Source organism: Acanthopleuribacter pedis, assembly GCF_017377855.1.
Lineage (GTDB): Bacteria > Acidobacteriota > Holophagae > Acanthopleuribacterales > Acanthopleuribacteraceae > Acanthopleuribacter > Acanthopleuribacter pedis.
In genome coordinates this window covers 1-23,254 of sequence record NZ_JAFREP010000016.1, presented here as the reverse complement: position 1 = coordinate 23,254, position 23,254 = coordinate 1, and the positions used below count along the sequence as shown (strand labels likewise).

Below are 23,254 nucleotides of genomic sequence, written 5' to 3'. Positions count from 1 at the left end.
CCGTGTTTGTGTTTGATTTCACCTCATTTCCGCCGCGAAAAAGCCGCACATCCAACTCCGGCACCCTGGAGACCCGGTCGAACCGCGTCAATTTAGTGGTAGAGTGAGGCGATTCAGTGAGGAGCAAGATGTTGACATCAACCACCGACACCCAATGGCGCCAACGCCTTAAGTTTGATCACGACCACATTTGGCATCCCTACACCGCGATTGGCCACGGCCCTCCGATTTTCCCGGTTGTTGCCGCCGACGGCGTGCGGCTGGAACTCGCCGACGGTCGCACGCTTATCGACGGCATGGCCAGTTGGTGGTCGGTGATCCACGGATACAACCATCCCGCCCTCACAGAAGCCATGAAAGCCCAAATCGACCGGTTTCCCCACGTGATGTTCGGCGGTTTAACCCACGAACCCGCGATTGAGCTGGCCAAAACCCTCACCGAGATGTTGCCCGCCGACCTCAACCGCGTGTTTTTCGCCGACAGTGGTTCGGTTTCGGTAGAAGTCGCCGTCAAAATGGCGGTCCAATATTGGCTTGGCAGAGACCAGCCGCAACGGCAAAAACTGGTCACCGTACGCCGCGGCTACCACGGCGATACCTTCGGCGCCATGGCCGTGTGTGATCCCGAAACCGGCATGCACGGCTGGTTCAACCAAAACCTCACCCAACACCATTTCCTGCCCGCGCCACCCCTGCCCTTCCACGCGGACCCCACCCCGCGCCAACTAGAAGCGGCCCTACAACCCCTGCGCGATTGCCTGGCCCAACACGGGAAAAGCATCGCCGCGCTTATCCTTGAGCCCATCGTCCAAGGCGCCGGCGGCATGCGTTTTTACCATCCCGCCCTGCTGCGCGGCATGCACGGCGTTTGCCGCGAACACGGCATCCTCATCATCCATGACGAAATCGCCACCGGCTTCGGCCGTACCGGCAAACTTTTCGCCATGGAACACGCGGACGTCGTTCCCGACATCATTTGTCTGGGCAAAGCACTTACCGGCGGCACCATGACCCTGGCGGCCACGATCACCTCCCCGGAAGTTGCCGACACCATTTCGCGCAAAGGCCCGCTGATGCACGGCCCGACCTTCATGGCCAACCCATTGGCCTGCAGTTCGGCGCTCGCCAGTCTTCGCCTTTTGCAGACGGGCGCCTGGCAGGATCAGGTCCACGGCATTGAAACCCGTTTGAACCGTGGCTTGGCCCCGTGTCGGGATTTACCGAACGTTGCCGAGGTCCGCGTGTTGGGCGCCATCGGCGTCGTCGAACTCAAGGCGCCGGTGAACATGCACCAAATCCAACCGCGTTTCGTCGAAGCCGGCGTTTGGGTTAGGCCCTTCGGCAAGCTGGTTTACGTCATGCCGCCCTATGTCATGGGAGCCGACGACTTGGACCACCTCACTGCCGCCATTCACCAGGTCCTCGCCGACGCATGACCTATTTGTACGGCAAGCCGTGGACCAGGATCAGGTAAGGATCATCGCGGTTGTACAGACCTTCCAAAACCGCGACAAAGGTTTTTTCACTCATGGGTTGGTAGGTCCAAACATCATCCGATGCGCGCTGAACGCCTAACGCGCCGCCAACCGGGGCATAGTTGCGGGCGTCGCTAAAATCAAAAAACAACCGAAAAGCCAGCCCTTGCTTGTCCTTCTCAAGATGGTAGTAACTTTTGAGCTGCATCGCCTTGAAGGACTCCGGCCAAGCGTATTTGTTGCGCTCATTAAAATCTTGGACCGCCTTGGCGTCGTTGATCCGTCCTTCAAACACAACCCGCGTTCTCCCTTCCACCACAACGGCTCGCCAGGATTTGGTTTCAAACCAAGGGTATACACGAAGGATTAAGCCCAACTCGGCGTGCTCGTTAAACGCCAGGAAACTTTCTTGGACGCGGGTAATGAAGGGTTGCGCCTCCGCTTCGTCGAGGTCCGCTTGAGGTGCCGCGGTAAACGCTAAACCAAAAAACAGCCACATCGCAATCGTCGTCCATTTCATAAAACCTTCCTTTCTCAACCCATTTTAGGCGCATACGGCGCTGCTCGGCAAACCGCTTCGGCCTTGACCCCACGTGATACGGCCCACGTTCTCAGTTGAATAAGCGGATTTAGAAATTTTTTGATGCAACCGATTAAACCAAAGAGGCTCCCGAACGGTCCATGTCCACAACGAAGGTGCTCCTATCCCGACACGGCACGGATCACCAGACCGTTTGCCCGCGAGGGCGAGGACGAGGTAGGACCATTGACGACGACATCCCTGCAAGGATTTGGCGTGACCATCCAGGTAAACCCCCAGGCGATTCCGACCAGCGAGGACCAAGCCCTCGTCCAGCGTTTTCTGGACGGTGAAGAATCCGCGTTTACACAGATCACGCTGAAATACCGCAAACAGGTCTACGCCGTGGCCTACCGGTTCACCCGCAACCACGCGGAGGCGGACGATCTCACCCAGGAGACATTTATCCGCGCCTACAACGGGCTGGCGAACTTTCGTCAGGAAGCGAGCCTCAAGACCTGGCTCCTTAAGATTTGCACCAACCTGAGCATCAACTTAACCCGCAGCGGTCGCGTCACCAAGGACAGCGGCGATGCGGTCGAGGACCACGATCACGGCAAGGGCGCGGTATCCGAGGCCCGGCTCATTCAGGAGCAGCGCCACGAGGAACTTTATGCCGCCATCAATCAGTTACCCCCCAAACAAAAAGAAACCCTGCTCTTAAAAACATTCCAAGACATGACCTGTGAAGAAGTCGCTAAAATCATGAAGTGTTCGCCCGGCACCGTCAAAGCCAACGTCTTTAACGCCGTCAAAAAATTGCGAACCCTTCTGAAGGTGGGAGTGAACTCATGAACAACACCCCAAACAAGCCGCGCACCGAGCAAGAAGCCTTTGCGGCCTACCTCGACAACCCCAACGACGCCGCCGCGCGTGAGGAAGCCGCCGAATTGATCGCCATGATGGAATCGATTGAAGCCATTGAGGCACCCGACCCCGGCCAGGAGTATTGGAATCAGTTCAACCATCGCCTTCAACAACGCTTGGAGAACCGCCCGCGCAAGCGCGCCCGCTTCAGTTGGCGCTTTTTCTTCGGCGGTTGGCAAACCACCGCTTTTGCCTTTGCCGGCTTGCTGGTTCTCGGCTTTTTGCTGATGCCGTCCACCCCGCGTCAAAGCGATCTGAACCCGAGCGATAATCAATGGGCGCAGATGTCCGAACAAGATTTGGCCTTTATCGATCAACTCTACAGCGACGATTACCTGGACGGCAACCTCAGCGACCTGGTAGAAAGCGACGTTGCCCAACTGCTGGACGACCTGGGCGAGGACAGCCAATTCCTGGAACGAGACGGGGACCTGCCGCTTGATGAAAATTTTGATAGTGAAGCGTTTAAATCGCTTTGGAATGCGGAGGGTTGATGTGCGCGGACCGCGATTAAGGATCCTGACAACAGTATGTTTGGCGGTTGGGTGTTGCCTCCTACCGCTTGTTGCGCAACCCGGGGCCAACTTGGAAAAAATCCAGGAGACGCTCCGTTTTGTGCGTTTGGCCGAGACCCGCAAAAATCTCGATTTCTCGGATGAGAAGTTGCTGGATCTCAACGAGATCTTGGACGAATACGAGGCCAACCAACTCAAGCTCAAGCAACGGCAGCGGCGGCTCAAAATGCGCCTGAACGAGGGGCCCGCCGATAAGGCACAACTGATTGACGAATACTTTGCCGTAAAGGTGTCGGTCCATGAAAACGAGATGGCCATGTGGAAAAAAGTCCGCGAGCTGCTGACCCCGGACGAAACCATCGAATTTTTTACGTTTTACCAGGAGTTTCAGCGTAAGGTACAACAGCGTGCCCGCCAGCTAAACCGTCCCAATCAGCGCAACCCACGCAACAACCGTTTTCGCAATTAAACAAGGTTGTTTTTCAGCGCCCGCCACTTTGCGCCCACCACGTTTTTTTCGCACCAACCCTCCTTTCCCCGACCCAAAGGTGGGTTTTCCCCTCCCGCGCTTGCGGCACCGGGACGGCTGGTGTATAAGTTAAGCGATTAACAGGTTCTCCGAGATAAAATGTGGAAACCGATTGAAAACATCGGAGTTATAAAGATGGGTCAACAACTTGAATTCGTGCGTTTGAATACCAGCCTCCAAGGACTTATCAGCCGGGCCCTCAGCCAGTTTGACCGCTACGTTCCCGAGGACACCGGTAACTACCATTGGGTCGTGATCGAGGACCCGGAAACCATCGCCCGCACCCTTGAGGTGCTGTCGACCGACCTGCCCGAGGACGATATTGCCGAGATCGTAACCCGCTTGCCTTACTTGATTTTGTTATTCCAAAAAGGCGGCGGCCTGCCGAGTATTCCGGTCGAGGCCACCCTGGCCTACCTCTCCATTCTGAACCGCGCCGGCATGGTCACCATTTTGCGTCAGTGCTCCGACAGCCATCGTTTGGCCGGCATGTTCTCCCTGGACCCCAGCGTGTGGAACCCCTCGATTTTCATGCTCGCCGGCATTCCCGATCTCGACGCCCGCGAGGCCCTGCCCAGCACCGGCCAGTGTTCCTTTTTCTAAACCACCCTATTTTGCCCCAACCCGTTCCCGGAGGTTCCCTGCATGCGCGGTAAAGTCACCGAAACCCTGTTGACGGCCGATCAAATTCAAAAACGGGTGGCCGAACTCGGCGCCCAAATCAACGAAGATTACAAGGACACCGAGCTCTTCGGCGTCTGCCTGCTCAAAGGTTCGATCATTTTTTGCGCGGACCTGGTCCGTCACCTGACCATCCCGGTTCGGGTCGACGTCATGCGCGCCTCCAGCTACGGCGGCGGCACCGAATCGTCCGGCAGTGTGAAGATTTTGCAGGATCTCGACGTCGATATTTCCGGCAAAGACGTGCTCATCATTGAAGACATTGTCGATACCGGGCGCACCTTGCACCGCACGCTTGAATTGCTCTCCGTGCGCCACCCGAGCTCGCTTAAAGTTTGTTCGCTGCTCGACAAACCCAGCCGCCGCGTGGTGGATGTCGACATCGCCTACACCGGGTTCACCATTGAAGACAAATTCGTCATCGGCTACGGCCTTGATTACGACGAATACTTCCGCAACCTGCCCTACATCGGCGTGCTCGACCCCAACGGTTAGGCATGGACGACTACGCCCTTTACGGTCATAGTCTCTTCGAAACCCTGATCGCCCGCGACGGTCGCTACCGCGACCTAGACCGCCATTTCCAGCGCCTCGGCACCGCGGCCGCGCAAGTCCTGCTGCAGCCGCCGGATCGCGCCGCCTTCGCACGTGCGCTGCGGGAAGCGGTGCCCGCCGAGGGCGCATGGGTCGTGCGTTTCACGCTGTTGCAACAGGGCGGTCGCTGGGCCGCAAACCCGGCTTTCAAAACGAAAAGCCACGTGTGGGTCAAGCCATACGCCGGCGATTCACGTCCCTCGCTCGCCCTCCATCTCAGCGAACACCGATTCCCCTGCAACGACCCTTGGCGGCAGCTCAAATCGGGCGCACGCTTGGGTTATCAAATCGTCGGGCGCCTCGCCAAGCAAGCGGGATATGACGACGGCCTCATCGTGGACCAAAAGGGCTTTATCCTAGAAGCCGGCACCGCAAACCTGTGCTTCCTGAGGGCAGACGGATCCTGGATCACGCCGCCGCTTGCGAGCGGGCTTCTCCCCGGCACCGTCCGCCAAAGGCTGTTGGAACAAAGCAAAGTAGCGGAAGCCGCGATTAAACTGGAGGAGCTGCCCCGTTTCCGCGCGGTCGTCACCACCAACGCGGTGAGCGGCCCAAAACCGGTGCGTGCCGTCATGACACAAAGGTTTAACACCGAGGCCGCGGCGAACTGGATCGCGGGCCTCCCTGAGCCGGAAACAACCACCCTCGATCAATTCGAGGCCGGGACTCACAACCCCGCGCACACCGATTAACCCACCAACAAATCACCCATGCGCCACGGGCGCACGCGGGGCCGTCACCTTCTCCCCGGGTTTGGGGGTCCAAGCAAGCACATGCTCGCGCCAATCCCGCAGCACATCCAGCAAACCGTCGGCCGTGTTGGGGGTCCCCACCACCGGCACCTTAAGCAGCGAAGCCAAGTGCTTGGGATAGTAGTTGTCGATCATAATAGGATCGGTGTCGGCGTCTTTAAGCATTACATGGGGCATCACCACGAAATCACCAATATCGCCGCCGCGCAACTGGGTCACTGTATCGCGACCGTGAACCAGGCCGGCAACCGTGATCAGGGTTGGCCCAAAGGCGTCGTTGCGAATCGGCACCACCCGTAACTCGGTACCAAATACTTGGTTCAGGCGGTCAATACACCGCGAAAGAACCGGCCCAAACAGGGTTCCGGTCACCAGGGTTCCTTTGAGGCCGCGCTCTAATTTAAGGTCGAGGAGGCCCTCTTCAAAACCATCTACAAAACGGCGCACCATACCGATGCCGTTTTCCATTTGGGGAAAATCGCGGTAATCGGGTTTGGGCGGGATCGGCAACCCGGCACGCAGGTAAAATTCATCGCCGAGAAACACCATGGGATCGCCGTATTCGGCCTCGAAACGATGCCGGTAATCCTCACAGAAGGCCACCGTTTCGCGGCAGTACGCATCGGAAACCGGTTTGAGCACCGTCAACTTGGCGCGGTGTTCGGTAATACCCAGCGGAACTACCGCGATGGACAGGCAGTAGGGGTGCAATGCCGCCAATTCTTCGAGGGTCTTGGCCAAAATCGGGCCGTCGTTCACGCCGGGACAAAGTACCACCTGGGCGTGAAAATGGATGCCACCCGCCGCAAAGCGTTTCAACCGCGCCAAAATTTCGCCCTGCTTTTTGTTCTTCAACATGAACACACGCACCTCGGGGTCGGTGGCGTGAACGGAAACGTACAGCGGATCAATTTTCTCGCGAATAATCCGCGCTTCTTCCGCGGCGTCCGTCGAGGACAAGGTCGAATAATTGCCGTACATAAAGGACAAACGAATGTCTTCATCTTTAATAAGTAATGAGCGGCGGTAACCCTTGGGATTCTGATCAACGAAACAAAACACGCACTTGTTTTTGCAAAGCATGATTTCGTCTTCTTCGAGGCCGACACCGAAGGCAGCGTCCCCGTCGTTTTCAATTTCCAAGTCCCAGTGTTCGCCGTTTTGCTTCTCAACCACGATGTAAAGCTCGGGCATGGTGATGTTAAAGGAGAAGCTTAGGCTGTCGGGAATCATATGGCCGTTGATCGAAAGGATCTTGTCCCCCGGTTCGATGCCACACAGCGCGGCAATTGAATCCGTGGTCACCGATTGCACCACAACCCCGCCTTTGCGTCGATGTGTCGTCCCAGGAATCCTGGCCATAGTCGCCTCCAAAACAAGAATTCCGGCGCCGGCGCGGCCGCGGAAACGACTATTTTACCAAACATCGTGAATCGCGATTGTAAGAGAACGCAAAAACGGGCGGCTCAAAAACCACGAAGATGGGCGTCGGCCTGCCAAACACGCTTTTGCCGGAAACAAAAAAAGAGCCTAGCGGCTCTTTTTTGGTGACCCTCTCATGGGGATCGAGGGGGTTAAATGGTCGGAGCGAGAAGATTTGAACTTCCGACCTCTCCCACCCCAAGGGAGTGCGCTACCAGACTGCGCCACGCTCCGACCGATGCAAGGCAGGATTATAGGCAAGGGGTTATGGACCGTCAAGCAATTTTATCGCACTTTCTAAACTCTTTCGTATGCCACTGATTTCATTCAAGATAAATTGCATCTCTCGCGGTTTCCCGTGATTTTCTCCACTTTCATAGGCCGGATCTTCCAGTTTTTTGCGCGCACCGGGAATTGTGTAACCTTCCTCGTGCAAAAGACGGCGAATACAAATCACCCGTTCGATCTCTTCCACCGTGTAGATGCGATGGCCGGAACGGTTCTTTTTGGGCTGGAGCTGTTCAAACTCGGCTTCCCAAAAACGCAGCACATGGGCCTCCAACCCGGTGATGTCGCAGACGTCGCCCATTTTGTAAAAGATCTTGCCAGGTTTAATTAGGTCGCGGCGAACCACCGCAATTTTGTCGGGTGCGCTCGGACCGACTTTCGCATCGGCTGTTCCAGCGGGTACTCCATCTTCTTCCGGCGCTGCTTCAGCAGGTGCCGCGGTTTCCACCGGCGCCACTTCTTTTTGCGGTGGTTTCGCCGTCGCCTCGGCCGAGGGCGGAGCAGGCGCGGCGGCTTCGGTCTCAAAAGAAAGCTGTTCTTCTTTTTCGCTCATGGTCACTCCAGGCACAGGCGGGTGATCCCACCATGCGTCCCCGATTGTGACCCAGGAGCCCGGCATAAGGCAAACGCGGATCGCAAAGACAAAATAGCCCGCAACCGAATGATGCACGACCCGTCGCGCCATCGCCGTTGGCGGAGAAGGAATTCACGTTTGGCGCCCATTTGAGGATGAAGGGTTGGTACCCTCCGGTAAGCGCAACCCACCGGGTTACGCCGGGGCACAATCATTCAGGCATCAGAGCAGGTTGGATCGCGACCCTCCTAACCTTGATCGGTAAGCACTTCCTCGCGGGCGTTGACCTTGGCCTTCAGTTTGGGGCTAGGCAAAAATTGGACGCGGTGTCCTGCCGAGGACATCACCTGTTTGCCCGAGGGAAGCTGAACATCGCGAACGACCTTCTTCTTTTGTTTGAATTTCCCAAAATGCGTAATGGTGAGCGGTTCCCCCGAGGTAAACGCTTCTTTCATAATGTCAAGCAGTGTATTGACGTGCTGTTCGGATTCGGCCAGCGTCATGCCGCCGTGCAGTTCATGCAACTCTTTCGCGATGTCTTTTTTAATCACCAACGCCTCCCCTTGAACAACCGTCCTCGAAACCGATCCTGGCCTAAGAAGGTTCTTTTTTCTGTGCTCATTGTAACAACGGCACGGCAAGCACGAACCGAGACAGCAGTCCCCTTCCCCTACTGACGCGGGCGTCAAAACGCAAATGGTGGCGCACGATTGCTGCATGCACCTCGCGGTAATCCAGTTATCCGCCCCCATCAACGCCCTGAAAACCGACATTTCCAAATGGATCCGAGCATCCGCCCGTCCAGGTTCGCGCCACCCGTCATGGAAAAGACGGCATGTCCATGGATTAACCCACCGGCCCTGCCCCGGAGAAACACGGAAAGGCCCGTGTTTTCGCGCCCTTTGGCCCCTTGTTTCTCGCGCTTTCTTGCACGATAATAGGCAGCCTGGTTTTTTTGTGACCGCCTGACCCGCATTTCTCACAAGGAATTCTGCTACGAAGCAGAAACCCATGTGAGAAATGCGGACTAACTGGAGCCGCAAACACCGCGAATTACCCGCCAGTCCCGCGCACAACACCATGATACTGGTGACCCTTGCCCTCGACACGGGCGGCGAACAAAAAACCAACGGGGTATTTCCTCACGGCTTTTCCACCGCGAGGATCAAGGTGACCACCCGCCGCTAGCTTCCTTTAACCCGGCAACTCAGCGGTAAGGACGCCTTTTTGTTGATCTTGGAAGGAGAAAACGATGGGAAAAATTGGTCGTAACGAACCCTGCTGGTGTGGCAGTGGCAAAAAATTCAAGAAATGTCACGGTCCCTTGGGGGAAAAAGGTCCCATCGCCACCAACATGAAGCGCCCGGATCGCAGCGTACAAATCATGACGCCCGAAACCTTGCCGAAAATGCGCGCCGCCTGTCGCCTCGCCGCCAACATCCTTGCCGAGGTTTGCGACAAGGTGAAACCCGGGATCACCACCCTTGAAATCGACAACTGGGTTCTGGATCTCACCCTCAAAGCAGGCGCCTACCCCGCCCCACTCAACTACCCCAAGGGCCACACCGATCCGCGCAATCCCGTCATCAAAAAAGGCGGTTTTCCCAAAAACTGCTGTACCTCTATTAATGAAATTGTCTGCCACGGCATCCCCAGCGCCGACGACGTGTTGAAGGACGGCGATATCGTCAACATCGACGTCACCTGCATCCTCGACGGCTACTTCGGCGATACCAGCCGCACCGTTTACGTCGGCACCCCCTCGGAGGAAGCCCGCCTGGTCACGGAAACCGCGCGCGAGTGTTTGATGCTCGGCATTGAAGCCGTCCATCCCAAGAATCGCCTGATCGATATCGGCCGCGCCATCCAAAAACACGCCGACAAACACAAGCTGGGCGTTGTAAGGGAATACACCGGCCACGGCATCGGCACCATTTTTCACGCCGAACCCCAAGTCCTGCATTATCCCAGCCCCGCCAATGACGGCCAACTCACCCCAGGCATGACCTTTACCATTGAACCCATGATCAATGCCGGCACCTGGGAAACCGAACTGGATCAACGCGACGGCTGGACCGTCTACACCTTGGACCGCCGCCTTTCCGCGCAATTCGAACACACAATTCTCGTCACGGACGAGGGTCACGAAATTCTCACCCTTCCCGGCTAAAAACGCCGCTTCCGGGACGCCCAAAACCACAACAGGCCGCCGCTTAACGCCCAATTCAGGCGACACCACGTCTTAAACACAAAAAGATAACCTTCAATAAAACCAGACTTTTTCATGCAATAACCGGCTTTAGTTTCCACCGCAGTCGGTTTCCTTCTCGAAATCGATAATTTATTGCCAGCCACCGGATTTACTAGTAGAATTCAAGCAAAATCTGGTACTTAACGCGATTCATACCGGGGAGAGCGCATGCCGCATTCAGATCTGAGTTTCATGCATCCCTTCTTCCTCGGCGCATATGCCGAGAACGACCACGTCTTCGAAAAGACGTTGTTGGAGTTTTTGCGCGATCACGCTTATTGGCGTCGAAATTTTCACCCTGAAAACCGACCACCCATTCCGACCAACGCGCCGTACCGTGAAGATTACAACGAGTTCCTCGCCCAAATGCAGCAAGAACTCCACACCTTGAGTGCCGATCTCAAAAAATCGGTGCCTTTTTTCAGTCCCCGCTACATGGGCCATATGGCTGCCGATCTGCTGCTGCCCGGTGTGCTCGCCCAGATCATGACGATCCTCTATAACCCAAACAATGTCAGTGACGACGCCGCCCCCGCCACCCTCGCCAAAGAACTCGAAGTCGGCACCCAGCTCGCGCGTATGTTCGGCTACAACACCGACCCGAGCGAAGAACCCTGCGCATGGGGTCACCTCACCTCCGGCGGAACCGTCGCCAACTACGAGGGCATTTGGAATTTGCGCTCCGTCCGTTTTTACCCGCTCAGTCTGGCACAAGCCGTTAAAGATTTAGGCATCAAGTTACCGGATGTCGGTCCCAAAAATCAGCAGCTCGATCAATACAGCAAGTGGGAACTCTTTAACCTTTCGATCCGCGACACCATCCTGCTGATGCGCAAGGTGACCGCCCACGTCAAAGAAGAATACGAGAAAAAACAGTTCCAGGCCTTTTCGGAAGCCGTCATCAAAGAAAGCGTGGCACACCTTGGCATGGCCGGCTTTTTCCTGCGCCACCCCGAAATCAAACAACCCAAACTGGTCATCCCCCAATCGGCCCACTATTCATGGGAAAAAGCCATGAAGATCCTCGGCATGGGCACCGCGCACATCGAAAAAATTCGCACCGATGTCCACATGCGCATGGAAATCAGTCACTTGAAAGAGGTGATCGAGGAGCATTACCAGCAACAAATCCCCGTTCTAGGCATGATCGGCGTGTTGGGTAGCACCGAATTTGGCTCGGTCGATCCCATCCACAAAATGGTGGAAGTCCGAGACGAATACGCCGCCAAAGGTTTTTATTTCGGCATCCACGTCGACGCCGCCTGGGGCGGCTACATGACCTCGTTGTTTCGTTTACCCGACGGCGGTTTTGTTCCCCACGAGGACGTCTGTAAAGAATTCAAATACTTCCCCCACAAGGGTACCTGGCAAGCCTTCAAGGCCGTCTCCGAGGCCGACTCCATCACCATCGACCCCCACAAGCTCGGCTACCTTCCCTTCCCCTGCGGCGCCTTCGTCAGCAAAGATTCCGGTGTGCTTGACTTCATCAGTCAAAAAGCCGCTTATGTCTTTGACGTTAAAGAAGATCCCCTCAAAAAACCCGCCGCCAAGAAGCTCCTGGGTTTGGGTCAGTACATCATGGAAGGGTCGAAACCCGGTTCCGCCGCGGCCGCCGCCTACGTCACCCATCGCTGCATCCCCTTGCACAACGAAGGTTTCGGCCGCATCATGGCCCACTCCATGCGCGCCTGCGAGTATTTCTATGACAAGTTGATGGACGTACGCCGCCATCTCAAAGAACTGGTGACCATCACCATTCCGTTTACGCCCGACACCAACCTCGTCTGTTTCGCCATCAACCCAAAGGGCAATCCTCACTTGGCACTGCTTAACCACTTCTCTCGCAAGGTCTTCCAGCACATGAAGATCAACCCGCAACAGCCGCTTCAAGCCCACGACTTCTTCGGTTCTTTCACCTCTTTGTCCAAAGACGCCTTAACCGATGAAGATGCCGCACGGATTTTCGAGGAGTTGGGCATTAATGGTGATACCTTCTGTCACCATGTCACGGACCGCACCCGTGAATCCGACCACATCTACCTGATTCGCCACACCTTGATGAATCCTTGGTTGATGTACGAGGATAACGGCATGAACTACATTGATCGCTATTGTGCGTTCTTGTTCCGCGCCATCAAAACCGAAATGGGTCGTGCCATCGGTCGCGGTTAGTCATCAAACTTGCCACACAGTAGGCTTCTTTATGCCTTTGTTCCATATGGAATCCGAGTTCGCCTGCCCCGTCGAAGCACTTTTCGCCTACCACGCGCGGCCAGGTGCTTTTGATCGCCTGGTCCCGCCTTGGGTCCACCTCAGCAAAATCGACCAAAAGGGTACGATTGAAGACGGTGACCTGCTCGTCTTTAAAATTCACCAAGGTCCGCTAGGGATCACCTGGCGCGCGGAACACGAGGACTACCAACCCAACAAACAATTTGTCGACCGCCAAGCGCGCGGCCCTTTTGCCGCCTGGCGCCACGTCCACGGTTTTGAAGCGCTTTCGGCCAACCGCGCAAAATTAACCGACGCAATCACCTACAAACTGCCCATGGGACCCATCGGCGCTTTGTTCGGCGGCCCCTTCCTTCGCGCCGATCTCGACCGCATGTTCCGCTTTCGGCACCAGCGCACCCGCCACGATCTCCAGCGTCACCTCGCCGGGGACGGCGAACCCAAAACCCTGGTGTTTTTTGGCAAAATCAACCGCTTCCTGCGCCGCCTCGCCTCCTTCCTCAGCGTGGGCGGCCATCAGATTTACCATATGTGCGCGGCCGATCCGGGCGGAAACCAAACCTGGCGCTTCGAATGCCTGGCGGGCCGCGGCTCGCGCTACCCCTTGGAAGAAGCGGACATCTTGTTGCACAGCGGCCTTCCCTACCGCGAAAGCCGCGACCCGGAAATCACCTTCGATTACCTCTACGATTTGGCCCAATTACTCGAGGTTGCCGGCAACGACCACGCCCACCTGATCGAATGTCACGGATTCCAGCGATCCCTCGACCATTTCATCCGTGAACCCTTTATCAGCTTTGACCCACCCAAACCACGCCCCCTCGCCGACGCCGGCGAGCAAATGCCTTTTCTCCTGGCCCGCGTCGCCTCGCGTACCCTCGCCTATCTCGGCTGCATGGTTTCAGCTTCCATGCCACAGCTCACCCAACTGCTGCTGCGCCTGGAATCCTACGTGTTTCTCAAAGACGGCAAAGCGACGCCCGAGTTCTATTGGATCAGCCAAGAAGACGCTATGGGTGCGGTGCTCCACCTCATCCAAAACCCTGGGATTCAAGGTGAAATCTGCCTGGCCCATCGCGAGACCACCACCCGCGCCGAACTCCAGCGGTTACTGATCAAACGCCGCTTTTTTGGCTACAGCAAACACCGCATTCTCAAGATCTTACCTTGGACCCGTCCCGGTCTTCCCGCGGGCATGAACACCCAACTCGCCCAGGTCGAAAACATCATGGACCACGGCTTTACCCCGCTCACCACCGACCTCGCCACCACCCTTGATTTGGAAGAGGGCAAGCTGATCGAATAACCCCGCCGAGACCTTATGTTATATTGGCATGTTTCCCGCGACCTGCTTCTCCCAGCCAACACCTGTATCTTGTGCGCTCCCGTTTGGGCTGAGCGGACCGGGTTTCCCCGAGCGTATATCTAAAATGAATCTCAGGAGACGGACCAATGCCTTCATGGATGTCTGAGAAGTTAAAACCTTATGGTGCCAGTATTTTTGCGACCCTGGGCCGGGTTGCACGCGAACGCAAATGCGTGAATTTGGGTCAGGGTTTTCCCGATTTTGACGGACCCGAGGCCGTGAAAGAAGCCGCCTGTCAGGCCATTCGCGACGGACATAACCAATACGCGCCCCTTCCGGGTGTTGCTCCACTGACCCAGGCACTCGCGGAAAAGTACAATGAAGAAGCCGGCCTTGATTTCGATCCCCAAACCGAAATCACCGTGCTCAACGGTTCGACCGAGGCCATGTACGCCACCTTAACCGCCCTGATCGAGCCGGGCGACGAGGTCATCGTCTTTGAACCCATTTACGACACCTACCTGCCCGTCATCCAAATGAACGGCGGCAAGGTCATCGCCGTCCCGCTGCAAGCACCCGATTTCACCTTCGACGCCGACCGTCTTAGCGCCGCTTTTGGCGACAAAACCCGCGCCATTATCGTCAACACCCCGCACAACCCCACCGGTCGTGTTTTTACCGCCGAGGAGATGGGTCTCATCCAAAAGCTGTGTTTGCAGCACGATGTCATCTGTATCACCGACGAAGTCTACGAACACCTCGTGTTCGACGATCACAAACACATCCACATGGCCGCGCTTGAAGGCATGCGTGAACGCACCATCACCATTTCCTCCACCGCCAAAACCTTTTCACTCACCGGCTGGAAAATCGGCTACACCTTGGCGCCACCCAAGGCGACCGAGGCCATCCGCCGCATTCACCAGTTCATCGCCTTTGCCGTCGCCACCCCGCTCCAACACGGTATTGCCGCCGCGCTTCGCCGGCGCCACCAGTTGATTCCGCAACTCGCCGCCGAAATGGCCGCCAAACGATCCTTCCTATGTGACGCCCTCGCCGACATCGGTTTTAACGTCACCACCCCGCAGGGCACCTTTTTCGTGCTTGCCGATTTCTCACCCTTTAGCGACCAAAAGGACCTGGATTACGCACTTACCCTGCTTGAAAGCGAGGTCGCCGTGGCCACCATTCCCATCAGCGTGTTTTACCAGCACCAGGACGAAGCACCCACCAACTACCTGCGTTTCTGTTTCGCCAAAACCGACGCCACCCTACAAGCCGGCGTCGCCCAGCTTCGCCGCTTAAATGCTTAGGAGGCATGATGGTTCGCATTGGATTGCTGCAATTTGATATCGCCTGGGAAAATCCCGCGGGCAACGTCGCCAAGGTGACCGATCTGGTACGCACCGGTTTGCAAGCGCAAGGTAGCCCCAAGCTCGATTTGCTCGTGCTCCCGGAATTGTGGATTTGCGGGTTCACCATGAACCTCGAAGCCTACAAAACCTTCGACGCGGGCCATGAGGCCATGAAGACTTTGGCTCGTGAACACGACTGTGCCGTTCTCGGCGGTTTGCCGCACCAGGTCGAGGGCGGGCAACAAAACCGGTGCTACCTCGTCGAGGGTGACCAAAGCACCGCGTACGCCAAAATTAAAACCTTTACCTTTGCCGGCGAACACAAAAAATACCAACGCGGCAGTGAATCCCTGCGCCTGCCCGTTGCCGGCTTCCAACTCTCCCCGTTCGTCTGTTACGACCTGCGTTTCCCCGAGTTACCACGCGCCATGGTACCGGAAACCAACATCATCAGTTACGTGGCGAACTGGCCCGCCGTCAGGGTTCACCATTGGCGCAGCTTGCTCATCGCCCGTGCCATTGAAAACCTGAGTTACGTCATCGGCGTGAACCGCGTCGGCCGTGACGGCGCCGGTCTGGATTACAACGGTCAATCGCTCCTCATCGGCCCCAGGGGCGACATCGTACTCGATTGTGGCGATCAAGAAGGTCTGTTCCTTGCTGAAATCGATCCCCAGGAAGTGCGGGAGACCCGTGCAACCTGGCCGTTCCTCAATGATAAGTAACCCAATCCCAATCATGAACAAACACGGCGGTGGGGCCGAGCCCGGCCTTCGCGCCGGTCAAAACCGCTCAGGTGCCAACCAAGTGGCAGGCAACACCCCGCCTGCCCGGCCCGCGCGCCAAAGCCACCTCACCCTTCCCACCTGAAGCATCAACGCTGATACAAAACAAGGTTCATCGTCGCGTTGTTTTAGTTCCCAGACGAGGTTGACGAAACCAACTACAGGTCCTTCGATTACCGCCGATTGAGATGCTTCCATGAACCGCCTTCTCGCCAGCCACACCGAATTGATACGCATCCTAGGATGTCTGTTGCTGTTCATCGGTCTCGCCGGACAGGCCCAGTCCCCCCCGCGAGAGGCGCAACGCGAACAACAACTTTTTGAGGCGCAGCCGAGCGAAGCCCTCAGGCTCCACATCGAACTGCTCGAAATTTACGCTCAAAAAGATCCGGCGCGAGCCCACCATCATGCCGAAAAGGCGCAAGTGCTGCTTTTAAACAACCCACCGGATCCACCGCTCAAAATTCGGTTGTTCCTCGCCTGGTCCAAGGCCCACCGACACATGGGCAACTACGAAGAAGCGCTTGCCGATTTAAACAGCGCGCGACCTGAGGCGGAAAACCTCGAAGATAGCCGCATGCTTGCCAAGATCTTATTGGAAAACGCCCTCGTGTTTCGCAAAATGGCACGCTTTGAAGAGGCCCTCGCCCTCTGCCGCCAGGCCGCGACCCGCTACCAAGAGCAAGGCGACACCGCCGGCGAAGCAGACACCCTCAGAGTCATCGGACAAATCCACCGCTCGGCCGGTCGCTACGAGGACGCCAAAACCGCATTTCGAGAAGGCCTGCAGTTGGCCGAAACAGCGGGTGACCCCCGGGTGACCGCCGCTTTATATTCATACCTTGCCATCATTCACTACTTCCAAGGCGCTTACCCGGAAGCTTTGAACCACGCCGAAAGCGCCCTCGCCGCCTGCCAACAACACCCCGGCTGCCGGGATAAGGCCGACTACCTCAACACCATCGCGCTTACCTACGCTCGGCTTGGCGACTGGGACACCGCGCTCGAATATTACTCCGCCACCCTCGAAGCCCATCGCCAAAACAACCACGCCATGGGTACCGCGCTCACCCTTAACAACATCAGTTCGATTCACTACAAAATGGACCGCCTTGATGAGGCCGAAACCTACCTTGAGGAAATGGTTGCCATCAACACCCGCATCAACAACCGCCGCGGTTTGTCCATCGGGTACCGCAACCTGGCCGCACTCCATGTCGAACGCGGTAATGTCTCCGAGGCGAAAGACTACTTGGAAAAGTCCGTCGCCCTCAACGAAACCGAGCAGGACCAGCGACAATCCATCATTATTCTCAACCTTTACGGGCGGCTCCACATGCTCACCGGCGACTATGAAGCCGCCAAAGACGCTTTCCAAACCGAGAAAGCACTTAATGAGGAACGCCACAACGAATCCGCCACCGCCGAGGCCGCGCTCAACCTCGCCCGCGTTTCGTTGGCTACCGACCAGGTTTCCGCCGCCGTCGGCTACTTGGAAGAAACCGAACGCATCGCCCGCCGTCTCGAATCAAAGCCCTTGCTGCGCGATGTGTTCCTGGAATTAAGCCGTTGCTGGGAAAAACGCGGCAATTACGAACAGGCGCTTCAGTATCACAAGCGGTACCTAACCATTCGAGACAACTTATCAGAAGATGAAAAGATCATCGCACGCAATCGCCTGGATGAGCGCGTGGAGCTGGTTCGGCGCCAACGCAAAATCGACATGCTCGAAAAGGACAACCAAATTCAAGGATTGCGCCTCCAGGAAGAGAAGGCGGCCTCGCAGCTTTACGCAACCTGGCTGGTGGTCGCCTTGTTGGTTGCGCTCGTCGGCCTGCTGGTCTACAACCGTTACGCCCAATCGCGCCTGCTTCACGAAAAGGAACAACACAACAAAGTCTTGGAAGAACGGGTCCAGGACCGCACCGCCCAATTGCAAAAACGCATGGATGAACTGGAAACTTTTGAAGATTTGGTGCGCACCATTAACCAAGAATTTGAGTTCGAGGCCGTCATCGACGCCTTACTGAAGCAGGGCGCCCGCTTACTGCCCCGCTGTGACAACGTCGCCTTCCTTCAAAACGGGCCCGACCTGGTTTACCGTACCGATCAAGGCCGTCAAAAGCCCATCAAAGACATTCCGGCAAAAGCAGTGCGCATCTTGGCCGCCTCCGCCAAAACCATCGGCGACGGCATTAGCATCGCGACCGTGAAGCCTGAATTCCCTTACCTTCAGGCATGGCGCGCCCAAGAACTCCCCGAAAAAATGCTGGTGGCCGAGATCCGCGAGGAAAACCGGATTTTTGGTTTTTTAATTTTTGAGATGAACCTCGCCGATTTAAAAGACCCCGACCTGGAGCGGCTCGAGCTTTTCCGCGAACACGCCATCCTGGCCTTTACCAAAGCCGCCATGATCCGCGAACTGGCCGAAACCCAAGAAGACTTCACCGAGGCCGCCCACTTGGCCGGGATGGCCGAGGTTGCCGGCGAGGTGCTCCACAACCTCGGCAACACCTTAACCAGCGTGCGCACCTCCCTGCACGTTATGGAAAGCGAACTCAACAACCGACGGCCACGCGCCCTGCTGGAAAAAATCCACGACATCTTCGTGGAGCACCGCCAAGCCCTGGAAGCACTTTCCCACCAGGCCAATTTCGAGAAATTGCCGGGCGCCCTGAGAAGTATTTCCCAGTCGTGGAACAAACAGGTCGAAAACCTCGAAACCGAGAACCGCCGCCTCGGCGAGTGTGTCGCCAAAATCCAAGCCATTCTCGCCGAGCAACGTCGCGTCGCCCACGCCCGCTACGAAAAACACACTGACCTCAAACAACTGATTGAAAAACTGGTCGCCAGAGAGCGCCACCGCACCTTCGAAAAACCCATCGAAATCCGCTGCGATCTGGTGCAGTTACCACCCGTGACCCTGGACCGTTTCAAACTCCACCGAATTTTATCCTGCCTGCTGGAAAACGCGTTCCAGGCCATCGAAGCCGCGAGCAACGTAAAAACCGGGTTGGTCACCATCACCGCGCTGGACGGGACGGAGAACGAGGTCATCATCGAGATCACCGACAACGGCGAAGGTTTCGCCCAACAAGAGCACCACAAACTCTTCGAAAACGGCTACACCACGAGACCGGGCCGGCCCGGCTCCGGCCTCCACTACGCCGCCAACGCCTTGGCCTTGGCCAACGGCGAGATCCACATCCTCAGCGAGGGCCCCGACCAAGGCGCCAGGGTCCGCATCCACCTACCCATGGGCAACGACTTGGCCGCATAACGAACCGACCGACAGCCCGGTCACCCGTTGGACCACTGAAGCAGGTCGGCGTTTCGCTTTCGAAAAACACCGCGGCACGGATTTTGGAGGACGGCGGTTTGAACCCCGCCCCAAAACGCGCCCGATCATGGCGTCATTTCCTGGAGCAGCAGTGGTCGCGTATGATTGCAGAGGACTTCTTTACGGTGGAACTGACCCGCGGCTGGGGCATTCAGCGCGTGCATGTCTTGGTAATGATGCATTTGGCGTCACGACGAATCCACATCGCCGGCATCGCGGATGAGCCGACGCAGGCGTGGTTGGTTCAGATCGCCTGCAATGAAGCCGACGAAAACCACGGGTTCCTGAAAGCGGGATCATATCTCATTCACGACCAGGCGGCGGTGTTCGGCAACAAATTTAAACAAACCTTGGCGGCTTCGGGCGTGACCACGGTAAAACTACCGGCCCGTTCACCCAACCTGAACGCCCATGTGGAACGCGTAATTCGCAGCATCCGAGAGGAATGCTTGGATCGATTCGTGATTTTCTCCAGGGTACAACATGAATACCTTTTGCGTGAATACGTGATCCACTACCATGAGAAACGCCCCCACCCAGGACTCGGTAACCGGCTGATCTCCGGCGAACAGGGCCGGTCACAGGGCAAAATCCGACGACGAACCCGGCTGGGCGGCCTGCTCAGCTTTTATGATCGCGTTTCAGGTTAGGAAGAGGGTGGATTGGATCCGAGTCCAAGGCAGAAGTGCGCCCAAATGAAGACTTTGCATCAAAAACGGTCCACTCCCCGACAAAATTTTGGCCATTTTTCACCAAGGCGGAAGGCTAATGTCCCTTCCGTAACGCGGATTTCAGGTTGATTTGCCAGCCTTGTTATTTTTGGGACACTACGCGTTCAAAAGAAGCTCATATCGTCCCGATTTCAAACGTTCACTAACCTTGCTAACCCACACCTGCTTCAAAGAATTATCGTCGCCGTATAACGGGAAAATGAGCCCCGAACGAAACTTCTCTTGATGACCTCCATCTAACAAACCATCGGCGGCAAAACTCTGTTTGAAGTTCTTGTATGACAAAGGAGAAGATGATTGTCGCTTGATGTGTTTCAGATAGCTTCCATCACAATAAGCAATTTCAAACTTCTCGATAGCATCCTGGTTGTTGAGATTTAGCCTGTCAAGATAGCGCTGTGCTACCTCGTTTTTGATTCTGGATTTGTACCATTTTACGTAACGCTTGATCGATTCTTACATAGTTATCACTCCTTTTGATTTAGCTGAGTGATAACTTGGTATGTTGGCTTTGGATTGTTTCCTTTTTCTTGTCAACCAGAGCGCTGTCAAGAGGCTGGAGAAAAACGGGTTAGCTCCGTTTCGAGTTCGAGATCTTTTTGAGACATTACGGGCGAAACAAAATATCAAAAATCACTTTGTTCTTGGCTTGGTATTCAGCAGGGAGTACTTTTAGAATAGCACCATTTTCGCCTCTCAATTCATTTGTTGTTAAATAAAACAAACACCCTTTATTGCACATAGTTGCACCTTGAACAGAGAACGCTTGTTCTTTTAATTCGAACCCTTCGGTATCAGAATACAAAAACAACTTACCTGAATCTGATAGTAATAATAACTTGCCATCGCGAAAAGATGAGTAAACAAACCGATCAACGAATTTTTTTATTAAGAGCCCGTCAGGATATGAAACTAGCTGGTGTTGGTTGTTGTAATCAGAGGAGCTAAGAAATGCAATTAGAGAATTCCCTGCTTTTCCGAAATTATGTATATGAAAACCGTCACTTGAGAAATCGAAAAGGCTGACAAGGCGTCTTCTTAGGCCTTTTGGTTTCAATACTTTGAAATCGTCAATGACTAAACATTCTTCATGAGCAAGGTAAAACTCCCGCGCATTGCTGCCATCAGAAGCAATAACATACATAGCTCCTAGGGATCCTTTTAGCTTGAATATGTTGTAACCACTACTTAAACTTGCTGCTTTTTCCCACCCTCCATCTTTAAACACGAGTACTATATGTTTTTCGACGGCAAAAACACTTTTTCCATCACAGGACTTAAACAGAGATCTTTGAGGTGTTCCTTTGAAAGACTTCAGCCCATCTCCGTTAATTTTAAAAATCAAATCCGCAGATCCTATAATTTTACAGACTAGAAATACTTCCTCGCGAGATGAAAAAAGAAATGCATCATAGAGAGACTTTGGCCTTTCTATTTCAAAATAACTCTCTCCAAACCAATCCACGATCAAAAATTCGTCAGTTGCAAAGGTGAATGAATACTCCTGTTTCATTTGAGACCCCACATCTCATCAAGCACAACTATCACCGCTTCTTCTCCAAGATAGCCACCGATAATACCACCAAGTAAAGCCCCTGCAAAAATCGCACCTGGATTAGTCGTGTACAATCCGATCAATGCGCCAGCCCCGGCTCCAACAAGAACGCCGCCAAGCATGCCTCCTCCGAATCGACCCAAATTATAAGATGCAACTTGAGTTTTATATCCCTCTGGAGCATTAACAGTAGATGAAACCCCGTCATAAACTTGGTATGTCAGAAGTACTACTCCGCCGACAATACTGGCTTTGGCTATTCTAGTAACCATAATATTAGAACGTCCAGCCGAACCAATTATTGCATTTTCTATCTCGGCTGCAGTAGGCTGACGACCGTGGGCTTTGATGAATTTATCTATTCTACGGTCTATCAATTTTTCATACGGCATTGGTTTATCTTTCAAAAGCTCAGACAATGCTCGCCCTTCTCGAGTAAGGCGACTTCTAGTTTGATCCAGTAGCCTGTTTCTTAAATCGTAAGCCAACCTAGCTTTCTGAGAAGTGTTGTTCTGGTTCTTTGCAGCCTCTTTCAAAATTCTAGACATCTTACCGATTCCTTGGTTGTACTTCATACGATTAAGGGAGTCACTCAAAGATCTAATCAGGCGTCCATTCATGTGTTGCCATGAATCAGTATATTCATCCATAAAATGCGCATCAGAAAAGTTCATAGCTGAAGAATTTTTTATGAATTGGTATTGCCCATCAACAAAAAGCTCCGATATATATAAATGCATCATTGTTCCATCGGAACTAACTGATTCTTCTACCATTTCTACAAAATCCCCTTCTTCCTTAACCTCAGGTATCCATAGCCTGCTTCCTGCCCTTATGAGATCAGGATTCTCAATGTTATTCGCGAGAATCAACCACTGCAACGATACATTTTCATTTTTTGCTATAGAAGTTAGTGTTTGGCCCTCTTCTACGGCTAGCCAATGTTTACCATCAGGATCCCAGAACATCATCGGGTTACCGGCAGCATACGCATACGGTCAATGCCGTTAAGTTAAGAGAGAAAATTACAGATTAACCTGTTTGTAACTAGGTGTTTATGGTAAAATTGCGGCATGAGACATGCTCTGGCGGGCTTGATTGATAAGCCCACCGAAATTTATTCTCAAATGAGGTTTTTATGACAGGAGGAGAGGTTAATTAATCGCCGATTTAAAACCAGAAAAGGTCAAAAAGTCGTCTCGTGTGAAATCTTCTCTTATAGACGAAGTCGTTCAACGTTGCTTTGCTCGAGCAAACCAAGGAAGTTATTTTTTCCCAGGACTTTAAGGAAAAGCACCGGCTTTCCCCCACGGCTTTCACGCGCTGCCGTAAACTCAGCTTCCCGATTTTGGTCCTTTTTCTTGCCAACTTCTTAAAAGGCTCTCTCCAAGACGAGCTCGACCAGTTTTTCCAAGCTTTTTT

The 23,254-nt window shown here is 54.8% G+C and carries 21 protein-coding genes and 1 tRNA gene; 15 read left to right on the top strand and 7 right to left on the bottom strand.

The features are described from left to right. The first annotated feature begins 128 nt into the window (after window positions 1-128). Window positions 129-1,436 carry an adenosylmethionine--8-amino-7-oxononanoate transaminase gene (bioA, locus tag J3U88_RS17025; protein ID WP_207860132.1) on the top strand — a complete coding sequence of 436 codons (1,308 nt, stop codon included), beginning with the start codon at window positions 129-131 and terminating at the stop codon, window positions 1,434-1,436. Between the two features lies 1 nt (window position 1,437). On the opposite strand, the gene J3U88_RS17020 is transcribed toward bioA, so the two are convergent. After that, a complete protein-coding gene (locus tag J3U88_RS17020) occupies window positions 1,438-1,995 on the bottom strand; it encodes a hypothetical protein (RefSeq protein ID WP_207860131.1) in 558 nt (185 codons plus the stop codon). A gap of 246 nt (window positions 1,996-2,241) precedes the next feature. Here J3U88_RS17020 and J3U88_RS17015 point away from each other — a divergent pair, with 246 nt between their 5' ends. From J3U88_RS17015 to J3U88_RS16990, 6 genes are all read left to right on the top strand, one after another. Then, the gene (locus J3U88_RS17015; RefSeq protein WP_207860130.1) at window positions 2,242-2,850 is read left to right on the top strand and encodes an RNA polymerase sigma factor; all 609 of its coding nucleotides are present in this window, start codon (window positions 2,242-2,244) and stop codon (window positions 2,848-2,850) included. Continuing rightward, entirely contained in the window at window positions 2,847-3,416 is a 570-nt protein-coding gene (locus tag J3U88_RS17010) for a hypothetical protein (RefSeq protein ID WP_207860129.1), read from the top strand. Before J3U88_RS17015 ends, J3U88_RS17010 begins: the two co-directional genes overlap by 4 nt. A gap of 91 nt (window positions 3,417-3,507) precedes the next feature. Then, the gene (locus J3U88_RS17005) at window positions 3,508-3,906 is read left to right on the top strand and encodes a hypothetical protein (RefSeq protein ID WP_207860128.1); all 399 of its coding nucleotides are present in this window, start codon (window positions 3,508-3,510) and stop codon (window positions 3,904-3,906) included. A 195-nt stretch (window positions 3,907-4,101) separates the two neighbouring features. Beyond that, on the top strand, window positions 4,102-4,569 hold the full coding sequence (locus J3U88_RS17000; RefSeq protein ID WP_207860127.1) for a hypothetical protein: 468 nt from the start codon (window positions 4,102-4,104) through the stop codon (window positions 4,567-4,569). 42 nt (window positions 4,570-4,611) lie between these two features. After that, window positions 4,612-5,142: a hypoxanthine phosphoribosyltransferase gene (gene hpt / locus J3U88_RS16995; RefSeq protein WP_207860126.1), complete on the top strand. Its 531-nt coding sequence runs from the start codon at window positions 4,612-4,614 to the stop codon at window positions 5,140-5,142. 2 nt (window positions 5,143-5,144) lie between these two features. Next, window positions 5,145-5,933 carry an aminotransferase class IV gene (locus J3U88_RS16990; protein ID WP_207860125.1) on the top strand — a complete coding sequence of 263 codons (789 nt, stop codon included), beginning with the start codon at window positions 5,145-5,147 and terminating at the stop codon, window positions 5,931-5,933. 12 nt (window positions 5,934-5,945) lie between these two features. Here the strand turns inward: J3U88_RS16990 and J3U88_RS16985 are convergent, their stop codons facing one another. The 4 genes from J3U88_RS16985 to J3U88_RS35030 form a co-directional block, all read right to left on the bottom strand. After that, window positions 5,946-7,355: a DUF512 domain-containing protein gene (locus tag J3U88_RS16985; protein ID WP_207860124.1), complete on the bottom strand. Its 1,410-nt coding sequence runs from the start codon at window positions 7,353-7,355 to the stop codon at window positions 5,946-5,948. Window positions 7,356-7,572: 217 nt separating this feature from the next. Continuing rightward, a tRNA-Pro gene (locus J3U88_RS16980) sits at window positions 7,573-7,649 on the bottom strand. A gap of 31 nt (window positions 7,650-7,680) precedes the next feature. After that, window positions 7,681-8,373: a MerR family transcriptional regulator gene (locus J3U88_RS35035; RefSeq protein WP_207860123.1), complete on the bottom strand. Its 693-nt coding sequence runs from the start codon at window positions 8,371-8,373 to the stop codon at window positions 7,681-7,683. A gap of 152 nt (window positions 8,374-8,525) precedes the next feature. Then, window positions 8,526-8,828 (bottom strand): HU family DNA-binding protein, encoded by a 303-nt coding sequence (locus tag J3U88_RS35030; protein ID WP_207860122.1) that lies wholly within the window; start codon window positions 8,826-8,828, stop codon window positions 8,526-8,528. Between the two features lie 469 nt (window positions 8,829-9,297). Here J3U88_RS35030 and J3U88_RS16965 point away from each other — a divergent pair, with 469 nt between their 5' ends. From J3U88_RS16965 to J3U88_RS16930, 8 genes are all read left to right on the top strand, one after another. After that, the gene (locus tag J3U88_RS16965) at window positions 9,298-9,465 is read left to right on the top strand and encodes a hypothetical protein (RefSeq protein WP_207860121.1); all 168 of its coding nucleotides are present in this window, start codon (window positions 9,298-9,300) and stop codon (window positions 9,463-9,465) included. Between the two features lie 64 nt (window positions 9,466-9,529). Further along, the gene (locus J3U88_RS16960) at window positions 9,530-10,447 is read left to right on the top strand and encodes a methionyl aminopeptidase (protein WP_207860120.1); all 918 of its coding nucleotides are present in this window, start codon (window positions 9,530-9,532) and stop codon (window positions 10,445-10,447) included. 249 nt (window positions 10,448-10,696) lie between these two features. Continuing rightward, window positions 10,697-12,700 carry a pyridoxal phosphate-dependent decarboxylase family protein gene (locus J3U88_RS16955; RefSeq protein WP_207860119.1) on the top strand — a complete coding sequence of 668 codons (2,004 nt, stop codon included), beginning with the start codon at window positions 10,697-10,699 and terminating at the stop codon, window positions 12,698-12,700. Between the two features lie 31 nt (window positions 12,701-12,731). Next, window positions 12,732-14,066 (top strand): SRPBCC family protein, encoded by a 1,335-nt coding sequence (locus tag J3U88_RS16950; RefSeq protein WP_207860118.1) that lies wholly within the window; start codon window positions 12,732-12,734, stop codon window positions 14,064-14,066. A 146-nt stretch (window positions 14,067-14,212) separates the two neighbouring features. Continuing rightward, window positions 14,213-15,379, top strand: a complete 1,167-nt coding sequence (locus J3U88_RS16945) for a methionine aminotransferase (RefSeq protein ID WP_207860117.1) — start codon at window positions 14,213-14,215, stop codon at window positions 15,377-15,379. Window positions 15,380-15,387: 8 nt separating this feature from the next. Next, window positions 15,388-16,146 (top strand): nitrilase-related carbon-nitrogen hydrolase, encoded by a 759-nt coding sequence (locus tag J3U88_RS16940; RefSeq protein WP_207860116.1) that lies wholly within the window; start codon window positions 15,388-15,390, stop codon window positions 16,144-16,146. 256 nt (window positions 16,147-16,402) lie between these two features. Further along, window positions 16,403-19,486, top strand: a complete 3,084-nt coding sequence (locus tag J3U88_RS16935) for a tetratricopeptide repeat protein (protein WP_207860115.1) — start codon at window positions 16,403-16,405, stop codon at window positions 19,484-19,486. A gap of 98 nt (window positions 19,487-19,584) precedes the next feature. Further along, window positions 19,585-20,196, top strand: coding sequence for an integrase core domain-containing protein (locus J3U88_RS16930; protein ID WP_207860114.1), 612 nt, complete (start codon window positions 19,585-19,587; stop codon window positions 20,194-20,196). Between the two features lie 688 nt (window positions 20,197-20,884). Here J3U88_RS16930 and J3U88_RS16925 read toward each other — a convergent pair. Beyond that, window positions 20,885-21,790: a hypothetical protein gene (locus J3U88_RS16925; RefSeq protein ID WP_207860113.1), complete on the bottom strand. Its 906-nt coding sequence runs from the start codon at window positions 21,788-21,790 to the stop codon at window positions 20,885-20,887. Then, a complete protein-coding gene (locus J3U88_RS16920; protein ID WP_207860112.1) occupies window positions 21,787-22,803 on the bottom strand; it encodes a LysM peptidoglycan-binding domain-containing protein in 1,017 nt (338 codons plus the stop codon). The genes J3U88_RS16925 and J3U88_RS16920 overlap by 4 nt, the downstream gene beginning before the upstream one ends. Window positions 22,804-23,254: the final 451 nt, after the last annotated feature.

Bases quoted from the DNA above. Each gene is read 5' to 3' on its own strand.
- bioA (WP_207860132.1), top strand. From the start codon at position 129: ATGTTGACATCAACCACCGACACCCAATGGCGCCAACGCCTTAAGTTT.
- J3U88_RS17020 (WP_207860131.1), bottom strand. From the start codon at position 1,995: ATGAAATGGACGACGATTGCGATGTGGCTGTTTTTTGGTTTAGCGTTT.
- J3U88_RS17010 (WP_207860129.1), top strand. From the start codon at position 2,847: ATGAACAACACCCCAAACAAGCCGCGCACCGAGCAAGAAGCCTTTGCG.
- J3U88_RS17000 (WP_207860127.1), top strand. From the start codon at position 4,102: ATGGGTCAACAACTTGAATTCGTGCGTTTGAATACCAGCCTCCAAGGA.
- hpt (WP_207860126.1), top strand. From the start codon at position 4,612: ATGCGCGGTAAAGTCACCGAAACCCTGTTGACGGCCGATCAAATTCAA.
- J3U88_RS16990 (WP_207860125.1), top strand. From the start codon at position 5,145: ATGGACGACTACGCCCTTTACGGTCATAGTCTCTTCGAAACCCTGATC.
- J3U88_RS16985 (WP_207860124.1), bottom strand. From the start codon at position 7,355: ATGGCCAGGATTCCTGGGACGACACATCGACGCAAAGGCGGGGTTGTG.
- J3U88_RS16965 (WP_207860121.1), top strand. From the start codon at position 9,298: ATGCGGACTAACTGGAGCCGCAAACACCGCGAATTACCCGCCAGTCCC.
- J3U88_RS16960 (WP_207860120.1), top strand. From the start codon at position 9,530: ATGGGAAAAATTGGTCGTAACGAACCCTGCTGGTGTGGCAGTGGCAAA.
- J3U88_RS16955 (WP_207860119.1), top strand. From the start codon at position 10,697: ATGCCGCATTCAGATCTGAGTTTCATGCATCCCTTCTTCCTCGGCGCA.
- J3U88_RS16950 (WP_207860118.1), top strand. From the start codon at position 12,732: ATGCCTTTGTTCCATATGGAATCCGAGTTCGCCTGCCCCGTCGAAGCA.
- J3U88_RS16945 (WP_207860117.1), top strand. From the start codon at position 14,213: ATGCCTTCATGGATGTCTGAGAAGTTAAAACCTTATGGTGCCAGTATT.
- J3U88_RS16940 (WP_207860116.1), top strand. From the start codon at position 15,388: ATGGTTCGCATTGGATTGCTGCAATTTGATATCGCCTGGGAAAATCCC.
- J3U88_RS16935 (WP_207860115.1), top strand. From the start codon at position 16,403: ATGAACCGCCTTCTCGCCAGCCACACCGAATTGATACGCATCCTAGGA.
- J3U88_RS16925 (WP_207860113.1), bottom strand. From the start codon at position 21,790: ATGAAACAGGAGTATTCATTCACCTTTGCAACTGACGAATTTTTGATC.
- J3U88_RS16920 (WP_207860112.1), bottom strand. From the start codon at position 22,803: ATGATGTTCTGGGATCCTGATGGTAAACATTGGCTAGCCGTAGAAGAG.